Origin of the sequence: Paenibacillus nanchangensis (assembly GCF_046543445.1) — a bacterium.
GTDB lineage: Bacteria > Bacillota > Bacilli > Paenibacillales > Paenibacillaceae > Paenibacillus_AQ > Paenibacillus_AQ nanchangensis.
The window spans coordinates 1-14,492 of record NZ_JBHOFD010000010.1 but is presented as its reverse complement, the minus strand read 5'-3'; the positions used below and the strand labels follow the sequence as shown (position 1 = coordinate 14,492).

General features: G+C 59.0%; 5 protein-coding genes. 1 reads left to right on the top strand and 4 read right to left on the bottom strand.

Annotated features, from left to right (window positions below; translation table 11 throughout):
* Positions 1-43: 43 nt before the first annotated feature.
* From ACE6ED_RS09270 to ACE6ED_RS09260, 3 genes are all read right to left on the bottom strand, one after another.
* A complete protein-coding gene (locus tag ACE6ED_RS09270; protein ID WP_410826836.1) occupies positions 44-4,771 on the bottom strand; it encodes a UvrD-helicase domain-containing protein in 4,728 nt (1,575 codons plus the stop codon).
* The gene (gene addB, locus ACE6ED_RS09265; RefSeq protein ID WP_410826835.1) at positions 4,771-8,271 is read right to left on the bottom strand and encodes a helicase-exonuclease AddAB subunit AddB; all 3,501 of its coding nucleotides are present in this window, start codon (positions 8,269-8,271) and stop codon (positions 4,771-4,773) included. The genes ACE6ED_RS09270 and addB overlap by 1 nt, the downstream gene beginning before the upstream one ends.
* A 343-nt stretch (positions 8,272-8,614) precedes the next feature.
* Positions 8,615-9,988, bottom strand: coding sequence for a class I SAM-dependent rRNA methyltransferase (locus ACE6ED_RS09260; RefSeq protein ID WP_410826834.1), 1,374 nt, complete (start codon positions 9,986-9,988; stop codon positions 8,615-8,617).
* A gap of 426 nt (positions 9,989-10,414) precedes the next feature.
* Between ACE6ED_RS09260 and ACE6ED_RS09255 the strand changes: the two genes are divergently transcribed.
* Positions 10,415-11,413: a Na/Pi cotransporter family protein gene (locus ACE6ED_RS09255; protein ID WP_410826833.1), complete on the top strand. Its 999-nt coding sequence runs from the start codon at positions 10,415-10,417 to the stop codon at positions 11,411-11,413.
* A 446-nt stretch (positions 11,414-11,859) separates the two neighbouring features.
* On the opposite strand, the gene ACE6ED_RS09250 is transcribed toward ACE6ED_RS09255, so the two are convergent.
* Entirely contained in the window at positions 11,860-14,070 is a 2,211-nt protein-coding gene (locus tag ACE6ED_RS09250) for an Ig-like domain-containing protein (protein WP_410826832.1), read from the bottom strand.
* Positions 14,071-14,492: the final 422 nt, after the last annotated feature.

Below are 14,492 nucleotides of genomic sequence, written 5' to 3'. Positions count from 1 at the left end.
CCAACATTAACAGTCTGATTTCATAGTACATCCTGACCTTATATTACAGCCTGACCTCATGTCCTCCGTCAAAAAAGTACAGCCAAGTTTCGGCTACTTCTTCGCCCAAAATATCGCGGATCGCCCGGCCGTACAGCTCAAGCTGGAACCGGTATCTCTCCTTCAGGGCAGGAAGGCCGCCCCGGTGCTCCAATACAGCATCGCTTTTGTAATCGACCAGGATTAACCGGCCGTTTTCCCGGAACAGGCAGTCAATTACGCCCTGGATCAGCACCCCGTTCGCACGATCCGGTCCGTTAGCTCCCATTCCCGCGCCCGCATCTGCCAGCGAAACCGCCGCTTCCCGCAAGCCCTCGGTTCCGGCATACGCCTCTTCCGCGGACACAATATAGCTGAAAGGCATCTCACGACGCGACCAATCCGCCGAGCACAGTCTCCGGCCCAAATTTGACGCAAGAAAAGCTTCAATGTCGGCAACGGCAACAGCGTCCGCCTGCTCCTTCGTCAAAATGTTCAGCCGCTCCAGCCGGGCGATGGTACGTTCCACCGTCCCCGCGCTGTTAGCCTCGTTGATCGTTCTGCCGCTATCCGTTTTGCCGTTATCGACTCCGTCGTTATCAATTCTATCGTTAACTCCGTCATTAATGGTTTTGCCGTTATCAACTACGTCGTTGTCAATCCTGTCGGTAATTCCGTCATTAAAGGCTCTGCCGTTATTGGCTCCATCGTTAACCGCTCCGCCGTTACCAGTCCTGACGTTAACTCCGTCATTAATCGTTCCGCCGTTATTGGCTCCGTCGTTAACCGTTCCGTAGCCCTCGCTTCCTTCATCCAGCGGCAGATGCTGCATGACAGTATGGTAAGCCGTCCCCCGTTCGGCAGGCGTCAGGCTGCGCTTCTCCATGAACTTTGGACGCCGGAGACGAAGGTTGTCCCGGTCCACCCCGGTTCTGCTTCCGCTCTCCGATTCCCCAGCGCCCTCCAAAAGATCGAACACCGGCGAATCCTCCGAAGCGAGCAGGGATTTCAGCTCAGTCACGGACGTCTTGGCAGGCAGGCTGCCTGCCGCGGCGAACGGATACGCCCACTCCAGGCGCAAGGCGATACCTGCCGGATCGGCAGACCACAGGTCGGCTACGGACTCGCCTTGTTGCAGGCGTTCCAGCGCGGTTTCCCGCTCACCGCCGGCCGCGTCGTCCGCCGTTTCGGCAAGCTGCGCATGTAGATTGGAAGCGTTCAGCACCGCGATACTCCAGCTCGACGGATCGTCAAGCAGCGCCGGACCCGCGCCCTCCCGGCCGGCCAGCTTCCGCAGCACCGATGCAGACGGGTGGCGGATCAGCGACGGGCCTACCCAATCGAGGTAGCTCGTCCCCCGGGCCAGCAGATGGTCCTGCAGCACAAGCTCGGGATGATCCTGAACCTGCGCCCAGTTTTGCGCTTTGCGGGTTAAGTCGCGGACCGTGCCGACGAGAATCAGTTTTTCCCGCGGCCGGGTCAGCGCCACATAAAGCACCCTCATCTCTTCAGCCAACAGCTCCAGCCGCGAACGGCGGTGGATCGCTAAAAACGGAAGCGTCGGATAGCTGACGCGTGTCTCCCGCTCCAGGAAGCGGGGACCGAAGCCCAGCTCCTTGTGCATCAGGAAGGAAGCATTCAGATCCTGCCGGTTGAACGCCTTGGACATGCCGGCGACAAACACGACGGGGAATTCCAGCCCTTTGCTTTTGTGGATCGTCATCAGCGTAACGCCGCCGCCCGCGTCTGCAGTTCCTGCGCCGGCTCCAAGGTCTCCTCCATTTTCCCGGAGACGGGCAATAAACACGAGGAAACGGAACAAGCCGCGCGAAGACGTATCCGCTTCGAACTGCAAAGCACGGTCATACAGCGCTTTTAGATTGTTCTGCCGCTGCGCCCCGCCGGGCAGTCCGCCCACCCAGTCCAGATAGCCGGTATCTCCGTAAACACGCCAAATCAGCGCGCTTACGCTTCCCTGCCGTGCTTCGTCCCTCCATGCTGCAAGGTCTGCCAAAAAACCGGCCAGCTTCCGGCGCAGCTTCGCCGGAATGGAAACCCGCGGCTCAGCAGTGGACAGTGCCGGTTCCGGCAGAGGACTGCCTCCAGTCAAGTCATATTCATCAGGCAGAGGACTGCCTCCCGACGAGTCATATTCTTCAGGCAGAGGGGTGTCGTCCGCCGGAGCATATTCTTCAGGCAGAGGGATGTCGCCTGCCGGAGCATATTCCTCGGGCAAAGGAACTTCGTCAGCCGAAAAGTCATAGTCCTGCTCGAAATTGCGCTCTCCCGTAAGGAAAAGATCATCTTCAATTCTGCTTGTTTTCTTCACCTGAGTGTTTGCTGCAGGGTAATCTCCTCCAGCTTCCTCAAGGCCGTGTTCCTGCTCAGGCTGCACGGCCGCCAAAACCGCATCGTAATACGAGCCGGGCGAGGCCAGCCGCACCTGGGCCAGCTCTTCTTCCGACAGTCCGTAAATCGGCGAGCGGAGGACGGAGGCGAGCGGTATATCCTGCTGCGGATTGTCAATCACCTTAAGCAGCGACAGCATGATTTCGACTTCCGTTGCCTGAAAATAACCCTGACTTGTGTCCCCCTGCGCCGGTATTCCCGCAAGGCGCAGCTCTTCAATCATCAGCGGCGCCCAGATCCGGGCGGAACGAAGCAGGATAACGATGTCACCGTGCACAACCGGACGCAGCATCTTCAGATGCTTGTCATAGACCAACAGCGGTTCTCCGCCGCCAGCTCCCGTCAGCGACGCGATCCGGCGGGCAATGGCCCGCGCCTCAAGCTGCGCGGTCTCAGTCTCCGCCGCTTCGGCCTCTACTTCTCCGCCCTCTGTCTCGGTGTTCTCATCGGAGGAAGGCATTCCCGATCCGCCGCGGTCGATCAGCATCACTTCGGGCGTATACGCCAGCTCGCCGCCAGCTCCATAATAAGATGCGCCGTATACCAGCTCCGCCCGTTCATCGTAGCCGATCTCGGCCACCGTCTCGTTCATAATTTGGCGGAACACCATGTTGACCGCATGCACCACCTCAAGCCGGCTGCGGAAGTTCCGCGCCAGATCGATCACCCGCCCGGCTCCTGCGGGTACCGCTTGAACGGTGGGGCGTTGGTCACCTGTTCCTGCTTGAGCGGCGGTGTATTGGTCACCAGCCCCTGGCTGTAGGGCGGCATCACGGTTGTCACCTGCCCCTGTTCGTGCCGCGGGAGCGGCGGCGGTATTATCCCGATCGCTGGTAAGACTTTCACCAGCCCCCGCTTGTCTCGCACTCCCGAAGCCATCGGTACCTTCCCGTTCAAACGCCTGCGCGGCCGGGTCGGCAGCGGAGGCAGAAGCATCCTGTTTTTTACCGTATGAACGGTATTTGTCCAGAAAAAGTCCCGGCTCCGCCAAACGGAAGCGGTAAATGCTCTGCTTCATGTCCCCTACCATAAACCGGTTCCCCGGCTCCTCGCGGGAGATCAGCCGCACGATTTCTTCCTGCACGCTGTTCGTGTCCTGGTATTCATCCAGCAGCACCTCGTCAAAACGGCTCCGGTACTCCATCGCCGCATCGGAAGGCAAAGAACGTCCCGGCTCCGATTCTTCATGACGCAAAATCCGCAGACAATAATGCTCCAGATCGCTGAAGTCGACAAGCCCTCTGCCGGCCTTCTCCGCGCGGTAGCGCTCGCCGAACTCGATTACCGTCTCCGCCAGCTCTTTCATTAGAGGGGCCGCTTCCCGCATCTCTTCAAGAAAAGCGTCCGCCGGACGGCCAAACAGGGTTGTCTGCAGCTCGGTTACGGTTTTTTTGGCGCTTTCCCGCAGCTCCTTGACACTTGCCTGCAGCTCGGGGTCGGCCGTGTCTTTCTTAACCGGCTTCAGCTTGCCAAACGCGGCTCCGGAAAACAACCCGTACAGTTCTTCCCAAGGCCGCTGTGCAATCGCCTCCCGAAACGCCTGTACCTGCGCCAGATCGCCGGAGAGCGTCTCCGCATATGGAGCGGGACCGCCCGGCGATAAAGCCAGTCTTATACCCTGTTCCAACTGGGCGGCCGCGCCGGCCAGACTCAGCTCCGCTTCGCCAAGGATACTCTTCACCCAGGCCGTGCCGCCAAGCGCCGCTGTATCGGGCTGCATAAACGCATCCGCCGTCTCGTGGAGCCACGCCTCCGGCCAGGGGTGGCTTCGGGCAAAATTATACAGCCGCTGGACCAGCGCATGGACTGCATCGTCGCTGCGTTCGCCGCTGAACCAGTCCACAAGCTTCACGAACACGCCGTCTTCCCCGGCTTCCCCGTATTTATCCTCAAACAGCTCTTCCAGCAGCTCCTGGCGCATGATCTCCGCTTCCTGCTCGTTCAGAATGCGGAAGCCAGGGTCCAGCGGAATAAGCTGATAGTAACGCCGAATGACTTCCAGGCAAAAAGAGTGCAGCGTCGTAATCGACGCCTTCCCCAGCAGCGCCAGCTGCCGCTGCAGATGCTCATTCCCCGGGTTCTGCTCCAGCTCGCGGTCGAGCGCTTCGCGGATCCGCTGGCGCATCTCGGACGCCGCCGCTTTGGTGAACGTCGCCACCAGCAGCCGGTCAACGCTGAACCCGTTCTCTTCGCGGCTGATTTTGCGGATAATCCGCTCCACCAGCACTGCAGTTTTGCCCGAGCCCGCCGCCGCGGCCACGAGGATGTCGTCTCCGCTTTCGGCAATCGCGCGCCACTGATCGTCGCTCCATATGCTCCCTGCCGGTTTCTCTAAAGTACTCATTAAGACGGTTGACCTCCTTCGCCGCGGGACAGCAGGTCCCAGATTTGTTCTTTGCCGGGTTTGCCCAGCAGGTGATAACCGTTGCCCTCCACCGCCTCGTCAAACTGGCAGACCGGACGAAACGCACAAAATGTGCAGGCCGTCTCCTGCTGAATCCGGTATGGGGTAATTTCCACATCGCCTTCGGTGATCCGGGTGCCGATGTCCTTAATTGTGCTCCGGACCGAGGTCAGCAGCCGGTTCCACTGCTCCGGCGTAGCGACCGACGAGCTGCTGTAAAAGCTGCCGTCACTCTTGACCGCTGCCGGGACAATGGACGAATGTCCTTTGTCCAGTCCCGTATCCATCAGACCAACCGCTTCCTTGTCGGCAAGCAGCAGCCCTTTCATTTTGAACCGCTTCAGCAGCTCCTGTTCCGCCTGGCTCCGGTCCATGCCGTTTGCCGCCGACAGCAGCGGTTCGTGCACGTGGAAATACAGCGTGCCCGCAGGCAGCGCCGGCCGGCCGATCCACTCCTCGGCATAGGTCAGCAGGACATCCAGATAAGTCAGCATTTGAAGGGCAAGACCGTAATAGACCTCGTGGAGCTTCAGATCCTTTTGGCTGGATTTGTAGTCGATGACGCGCAGCAGCACGCCGTTCTCACCCTCCGCCATATCCACCCGGTCGATCCGGCCCACCACTTCCATCACACAGCCGTTCGGCAGCGTCAGGCGCAGCGGCGGCAGTTCTTTGCCTGGCCCGAAGTCCAGCTCCAGGCCGATCGGCTCAAAGCTGCCCCGCCGGGCGTGCTCGCCCAGGATGACCGAAGCCCGTCCGACGATGTTCTTCAGCTTGCGGGTGATGTAGCCGTACCGCTTTGAGCTCATCAGGATTTCGCCCTGCAGCATCGGCGACAGCCGGTCGACCGTCGCATCCGCTTCCCGGCGGCATTCCTCCGGCGACAAGCTGCCCCAGCCGCGGCCTTCGTTCTTCAGCCTGAGCGCCATCTCGCTCAAGGCGGCGTGGAACAGCTGCCCGATGTCCGGCGCCTGGAGCCGGTACAGCTGGCGTTCTTTTAGCCGCAGCCCGTACGAGGCAAAATGTGAAAACGGACAGGAAACAAACCGCTCCATACGCGACACGCTGCCGCGCAGCGTTCGTCCGCCGTACAGCCTCATGCTTGTCTCGCGGCGCAGCTTCACTCCCCGGTTGCGGTAAAACAGCGAACGCAGCAGCCGCTCCAGCCTCGGCTTCCACTCAGGATCGGAAGCAAACCAGTTGTACACATCCCACCAGAGGGCGGGGATGTCTTCGCCCTGCCTCCACCGTCTAAGCTGAACGACAAGCAGCCGCAGCGTATCCGCCGGGCCGCTGACAAATTCCGTCTGCTCCTCGTCCGGTTCGCCGGGCAGCGGCAGCGCCGCCAGCGGCCGTTCCTTCAGAAACGGGAACATCCGGCGCACCTGGCGGATCACCTCGGACGGCAGCATCGGCCGTCCTTCCGCATCCGTCAGGCTGTAGCTGATCCACAGTCTGCGGCTGGCCGCCGTCAGGGCGTTGTAAACCAGGAACCGCTCATCAAGCATCCGGCGCGACGAGTCCGGCGCCAGCTCCATACCCGAACGCTCCAGCATCTCCCGTTCGGGATCGGACAAAATGCCGTCTTCCTGCGGCAGCGCCGGAACCACGCCTTCATTCACGCCAAGCACAAAAGCATATTTCACATCTGCCGTCCGCGTCCGGTCCATGCTGCCGACGAGCACCTGGTCCAGCGAAGGCGGCACAAGACCAAGCCGCAGCTCAGCAAGACCGGTCTCCAGCACGCCTGCAAACAGGTCAAAGTCCATCGCTTCGCGGCCCATCATCTCGTGAATCTGGTCAAGCAGATCCAGCACGGCGCCCCACAGCTGCCGGTGCTCGCGGGCAGCTCCGGCGCGGCCTTCCAGCTGTGCGCTCCGGCTCCACTCTTCCAGCTTGCCGGCTGCGCCGGTTTCCTCGAGCAGGCGGAACACCGCCGCACACAGGTCTTGTCCCGTCTTGCTGCGTTTCACCCGCTTCTCAAATGCCTGCAGCGGCAAGACCACCGCTTCCCGGCACCGTTCGATCCGGTTCATCAACTCCGGGTCGGTCACGCGCTCGCCTTCCAGCGACAAGCTCGGGATGCCCCGCCAGGAGCGGCCGTCCGTCCAGCGGTAACCCTGGATGCCGCAGGCCAGCACGTAATTCTCCAGCGTGTCCATATCCGCCCGGCTTAAGCTGCCGTCTTCCGGCAGCAGCAGATCGGTCTTCACGCAGCGGAACACGTCTTCGTACCGCCAGCGGCGGCGGATAACGTCCAGCGACGAACGGATAAACTCGGCCAGCGGATGATGCAGCTCGCCCACCTTGCGGTCAATGAAGCAGGGCACGCCATAATCGCGGCTCAGCGTCTCAAACAGCTCGGCATAGTCCTCCAGATTCCGGACCAGCACCGCCATCTCACCGTACCGCGCGCCTTCCTCGCGTGCCAGCCGGATCATCTCGCGCAGCGCCCCTTCCGCTTCCGCGCGCCGGCTGGCGGCGGCATGCAGCGTAATCCCCGCGTCGCCCGGATCCGGTCCGCTCCAGACGAGCCGCCGCTCAAAGCCCCGCTCCAGATGGCGGAGTCCCGGACTTGCGCTAAACCGCGGCAGCGGATCGGGAGCGATGATCTCCTCTTCGACATCGGCCCCAATCTCCTCCGCCATCCCGCGCAGCTTCGCGTACGAGGTGGCTGCCGGATGGAACATGTCGAGCTCCCCGGGCTGGATGCCACCGGCATACCGGCCGTCAAGCGTTAACGAGAGGGTGACTTTTGCGGCATGCAGCATCAGCTGGCGGAGTACCGTGAATTCCTGCGGTGTAAACCCGTGGAACCCGTCCACCCAAATCTCGGCATTCCGGATCAAATCGGAGTCCGGTATATTGGCGGCAAGCTCTCCAAGCCGGTCCTCCTCATCCATGTACAGCTGGGACATTTCCCGCTCCAGTTCGGCAAACACCACGCCCAGGTCCTCCAGCTTGTTCATCAAAATCGGACTGTTCTCCGCATCCGAGCGCAGCTGTTCAAATTGTCCCTGCACATCCTCCGAACCGAGACAGCAGCGCTTCATCTCGGTGTGCAGGCGGCTGAGCCGCTCCACAAAGCCGGGGCGGTCGGCGGAAGCTCCAAACAGCTTCAGCTCGTCTTTGCGGCGGCGGATGATGTTGTAGATGAGCATTTTTTTGCCTTCATCGGTAATCGGCACCGCTCCGCTGCCTCCCGTCTCCAGCTTGACCCGGTGGGCCAGCCGCGAGAAACCAAGCGTATGCACACGAACGCCGCCCTTCAAACCCGCATGAGCGAGCAGCCCGCGCTCCGCCTGAAACGAGCCCTGCTCCGGCACCAGCTGAAGAATCGGCGGGCCCAGCGGCTCCCGCTTCAGCTCAGCCGCGATCCGCTCCCATATTAATGTGGTTTTGCCGCTGCCCGAACGGCCCAGCATGAACGCTACAGACATCTTGAGAACTCCTTCCGACGGTTCATTTCCTGATCCGAATTTACAATCTCCGACCATTATACCATAAGCGGACAGGCCAAAACAGAACATATGTTTGTTGGAACGAGTTTACGTATCGATCGTTTACATGGACAAAAAAAGGCCGGCGCCCATTACGGAACACCAGACCCTGTATTTGATACGTGACGGAAAATGAAACGACCTCCGTGATGCATGACGAAAAACGACCCGTCCGTTGATGCATGTCGGAAAACAAACCTTCCGATGCATGTCGGAAAATGAAGCATACGTCATTGGATGCGGCCGAAAAATGAAACGTCCATTATTGATGCGGCCGAAAGATCTACTCTTCCCTGCTGCGCACTTCAAAAATCGCGAACTTCAAATAATGCCCCTCGTCCACGCCGAGGATCTGCGGATGATCTTTGCCGGCCGCCCGCCATTCGATCAGACGGAGCACTTTGCCCGCATCTCTGGCCGCTTCCTGAATCGTCTCCAGGAACAGCTCAGGCCGCATGTGGTACGAACAGCTGGCTGTCACGAGATAGCCGCCTTCATTCACCAGCTTCATGCCGTGCAGGTTAATGTCCTTGTAGCCCCGGCAGGCGCCTTTTACGGCGTTCTTCGATTTGGCAAAAGCCGGCGGATCAAGAATAACGACATCCCACGTCCGTCCGCCTCCGGCGGTCATCGGCTTTGAGGTATCGGCCTTTTCCGTTTGGCCCGAGCGTTCGTTCCGCTCTTCCAGCCCTTTGACCTGATTGCGCAGATACTGGAATGCGTCGTCCACAACAAATTCAACCCGATCGCCGAAGCCATTCAGCTCGACATTCGTTTTTGCGCTTTCGATCGCATGGGCGGATACGTCGAGGCAGGTGACTTTTTTGGCGCCGTATTTGCAGGCATGCAGCGTGAAGCTGCCCGTATGGGAAAAACACTCCAGCACCGTTGCCCCGTCCCAGTATGGAAAAGTGACCTCTTTGCCGTTGCGGTTAACGGGCGCCTCACGCACCGTACCGTCCGCATCCGAAACCGGCTGCAGCATAATGCCGCTCCGCTCGCCCCAGCCGGTCATCAGCGGCGCAATCGACGCGCGGTTTTCGCGTTGGTCGAAGAAATAACCAGTCTTTTGCCCCTGTTCGATGTCAACGACCAGCTTCAACCCGTTTTCGGTAATCGTCACATGACGCGGGCAATCGCCGTACAGCACGCCGGTCGTCTGTTCAAGACCTTCCAGCTCGCGGACGGAGACGTCGCTGCGTTCGTAGATACCTTTTGGCCCAACCACCTGCACCAGCGCCTCCACGATTTCCTGCCGCCGCTTGTCCATTCCGAGCGTCAGCAGCTGCACCACCAGCACATCGCCAAACCGGTCAACAATCAGTCCCGGCAAAAAATCCGCTTCCCCGTAAACCAGCCGGTACGCGTCCGCTCCGGGCAAAAACCGCTCCCGGTGCCGCAGACAGCGGGTGAACCGCTCAACAAAAAACGCCGTATCCATTTCGGCCAGCGGGGAGCTGGACACGACCCGAACCCGGATTTGCGAAGCGGGGTTATAATACCCTGTTGCCAAATGCCGGCCTTGATGATTATGCACGTGAACAAGCTCTCCCGGCTCCGCTTCTCCTCTTATTTCCGCGATTTCCGTTGCAAATACCCAGGGATGCCCCTGCTCCAGCCTTTTCTTGCGGGCGCGCTGCAAAATAACTTCTGCCACGATTGATCCACTCCTGTTCTGTTCTTACGGTTCTGTTCTTACGGTTCTGTTCTTGCTGACTTGTTCATACTGTCTTGTTCTGCGTCTTTCTTATCGTCGTCGTCCATATCTTCGTAATTCTGTTCTCGTGTACTTGTTGCTGTTCGCTGTTCACCGCTCACTATTCACCGTTCACTGTTCGCTGTTCGCCGTTCACCGCTTCCGCGCCGCAGCCGGACTTGCTGTCATGGCCCGGCCCGAGCGCTCATATATTGGGTGTACAAACCCGGGTTGTCCTTTTGTTCTTAAGTGTACCTGCCTTCGTTTCTAGGTAGGGGCAGCAGAAGGCTGCACGTCCACGTCTTGCCGGTCGTGTGCAGAAACCGCCGCAGACCATTGTCCAAAAAACCATTTCAGCCGACGCTTTCACCGAAAGGAGTCCTGATCATGCCGACTTTCATCCGTGAGATTCTCTTCCCCGTCCTTTACGGTGTCGTGATTTTCCTGGCAGGGATGAAGCTGATGGAGACGGCCATGTCCAAGCTCGCCGGCCCGCTGCTGGACCGCGGCATGAAAGCGGCCGCCTCCACTCCGCTAAAAGGCCTTATCTCCAGCACGCTGCTGACCGCGCTGCTCCAGAGCAGCACGGCCGTGACGGTGCTGACGATCGGGATGGTTAACGCCGGGCTGCTGACCTACGCCCGCACCCTCGGCATCATCCTCGGCAGCAACATCGGCACCTGCCTGACGACCGAGCTGGCGGGGCTGAATCTCGGCCGGATGGCCCCGCACCTCCTCGCCGCCTCGGCCACGCTTTGGGCGGCGGCGGTTATGGGCGGCGAGCTGCCGCCGTCCGGCTCCCGCGCGCGGGATACGCTGCGCCGGCTGTCCGCGCCCCTGCAGTTCATCGCCTTGGCGGCGGCAGGCTTCGCGTTTGTCCTGCTCGGCATCGCCGTCATGCAGTCGGTCGGACCGGCACTCCAGGACAGCGGCATGTTCCGCTGGTTCCTGGAGCGGGCCGCCGCGAGCAGCCTGTGGGGACTCGCCGCCGGCGCGGTCCTGACCGCCGTGCTGCACAGCAGCTCCGCCGTCATCGGCATGGCGATGGGCATCGCCGCTTCCGGCGCGCTCCCGCCGGAACTGGGCATCGCCATCGTGCTGGGCGCCAATGTCGGCACCTGCGCCACAGCGGTCATCGCCTCGATCGGCGGCACAAAAGCCGGCGTGCTCGTCGCCTGGACGCATGTGGCGCTGAACGCAGGCGGGGCGCTGCTGTTCCTGCCGCTGACCGGCGTGCTGCAGGAGATTGCCGCCTGGATTGGCGGCGGAGCCGGCGCGCAGGTGGCGCATGCGCAGACGATTTTTAACGTGGCCTGTTCGCTGCTTGCCCTGCCGCTGTGCTATCTGCCCGTTTGGGACCGGATCGACCGCCGGCTGCGGCACTAAAAATCTCCATGTCCCGCAAGAAATCCGGCTCCCGTAACGTTCGCTGTATTATTATACTCTAAACGACGCCATTTCCACATTAAACCTGCCGGCTTCCCGCAAAAAATGTCGTAATCGGGGAACACCCCAGCTTCTGTGACAAACCTTGTTTTCTGAAACAAACCTTGTCTTCCGGAACAAGTCCTGTCTTCCGAAACAGCCTTGTTTTCTGAAACACCCCTGTCTTCCGGAACAAGTTCTGTCTTCCGAAACAGCCTTGTCTTCTGCAACAACCTTGTCTCCCGAAACAACCGTGCCTTCCGAAACAACACTGCCTTCCGAAACAACACTGCCTTCCGAAACACCCCTGCCGCTTCCGGAAATTTCTCCAGCGTTTGGAGAACTGCCGTTTTCGCATAAAAAACGCCCTCCTCCGCATCAACGGAAGAGGGCGCGCTTGTTTTGTATTATATTACTTTGACGGATACGGAAACTGTTTTGCCGCCAAATTTGCCTTTAATGGAAGCCGAGCCTTTGGACACCGCAATTACGGTGCCGTCAGGCAGCACCTTGGCCACGGAAGGCTTGGAGCTGGTCCATGTGGTCACACCGGTAACTACTGTAGTCGCTCCGGTATCATACAGTGCCATTGCTTTCAGCGTCTGGGACTGACCGGGAGCCAACTTCAGCTTGTTTTCTTCCACAGTCAGTTTGGTCAGCTTCGCTGTAACTGTTACCGTTGAGCTCACGTTGATGCCCTGGTAGGAACCTGTCATCGTCGCGGTGCCTGTGCCTACCGCTTTGACGGAAGTGCCTTTTACCGTCGCCACATTTTCGTCCGAAGACTTCCAGTTGATCTGGGTGCCCAGATTGACGGTTTTGCCGTTGTTGTAATAGCCTGTCGCTTTCAGCGGCTTGGACTGCTTCAGGTTCATCGCCAGTTTGGCCGGCTCGATGACGATCTTCACGATTTTTTGCTCAACTGCGACCGGAATGGTGATTGTTCCGTTCGAATAGGTGCCTTTCAGTGTCGCCGAGCCTTTAACCAGACCTTTCAGGGATTTGCCCTTAATAACGGCGGTGGAGCCGGTAAGCTTCCATTCGATTTCGCTGGTTACATCTTTTTCTTCCCCGCTCTCCATAACGGCTGTTATGGTAGGCAGCGGCTGTTCTTCACCGGTCACAAGCTTCAGGTTTTCTTCCGGACCCATGAGCAGCAGCACTTTTTGTTTCACGGTGATTTTCACGCTTACGGACTGGCTGCGGATCGAAGCGGCTGCGCCGGAGAGGTCTGCGCCTTTCAGCTTGCCGGTCAGTGTCGCGGTGCCGGGAGCGATGGCTTCGATTTTGCCGTCTTTGACGCGCATAATATCTTCATTATCCGAACTCCATTCGATTTCCGGGGAGATGTCCTGCTTGCTTTCGTCCAGCTTGGTTCCGCTGACCTTCGGCAGGCTGGCGTTTTCGCCCAGGTAAAGCGACTGTTCTTTCAGGTCCGTCGTCAGTTGGGTCAGTGTCGGATAGACGGTGATCTTCACGTCTTTGGACACGCCGCGGTAGTCGGCTTTGATATTCGAAGTACCGGCCACTTTGGCCGTTACCACTCCGGCTTCAGCACCGGCAGTTACCGTTACCGACATCGGGTTGGAGGACGTCCAGGCTGCCGAGGACGATACATTGGCAGAGGTATTTACGCCGTCCCGGACTTCGGCCTTTACGTTCAGCGTTTCGTTGATGAACATCATCCGGTCGCCCGAAGGGGACAGGATCAGCGCTTCATAAGGAGAACGCACATAGACCGTGACCGACTTGGTGAGGCCCAGGTATTTTGCCGTAATCACGGCTTTGCCTGGCGCGTTGACTTTGATTTCGCCTTTGGTTACTTCCACAACGTTGCTGTCGGAGGTAGACCATTCCGCAGAAGACGTAATGTCCTGCCCTGCAGAGGACGATTCCTTGGTGAACGCCTGAATCGCCAGCGGCTGGTCGCCTGCGAGCAGTTCCAGCTCTTCAATCACAGCTCCTGCACGCTTCATTTCAAGCGCGGAATAAGGCAGCTGGACCTGTGCTTTAAAATTGGCAGTCTGCCCGTTATACTTAGCCGTTACTGTCGCCGTTCCTTCGCTTACCAGCGTCAGCTTGCCTTTGGAGACGGTCAGCACGCTGCTGTCCGAGCTGCTCCATTCGGCGTCGTCCGTCACATCCTGAACCGCGGTTTCGGATTGGCCGCCTGTTACGTTAGCTTTCACCTGCAGCTTGTCTCCGCTGTCGCCCAGTTTGTAAATGCCGCTCTCGGCATGCTCCAGCTTCAGATTCTTAACTGGATACGTGACCGCAACCTCGATAGTCGCCACCGACTGGTTGTAGGTCGCCGTAATCAGAGCGGTACCGCTTGCCTTCGGTGTAATCAGGCCGTTAACCACCTGCACCACACCGGTGTTAGACGAGGTCCATGTAGCCGCACCAGTAACATCGCGTTTGGATGTGCTGCCTTCTACATTGGCCATGACTTTCAGCTGTTTCGGCGTTTGTCCGACGGTCATCGTTACCTTGGCCGAGCTCTCGAACTCAATGGAGTTCACGTCGCCTGCGGCAGCAAATGCTCCAGCCGGGAACAGGACGGTCAGCAGCAGCGCGGCAACAAGAAACCAATTCGTCATTTTGCGGTTTGCAATCATCATTCTACTCCTTTGACTATGCGTTTTCCGGTGCCTCAAACACCACTCAACGTCTTTTATCGACAAATGGGGCGGAAAATGTTACCTTTTCATGGAAAAATGTTCGCAAGTACTGTTCATCCGTATGGAATGGAAAGAATGCCAAGTCGGGGACGGATGTGGCGAGGTCACCAGTTTATTGTCAGATCGATCTCCATTATACATAATACTTTGGAACGAATCTTCTCCTGTGACACACCCGCAGCGAATTACCACGGAAACGGAACGCGATACAGAGGTCTTTCCGGACTCAGAGGACGTTATTTCTGAAATTCCTGGGCTTTTCGGTTGCCTTGCGGACTCCAGATCCGTTATTCGTGCCGAAAACATCCAAACGATGAATTTTCCTCGTAAATAAGGGAATCTGAGTCCGTCTCTTTGCC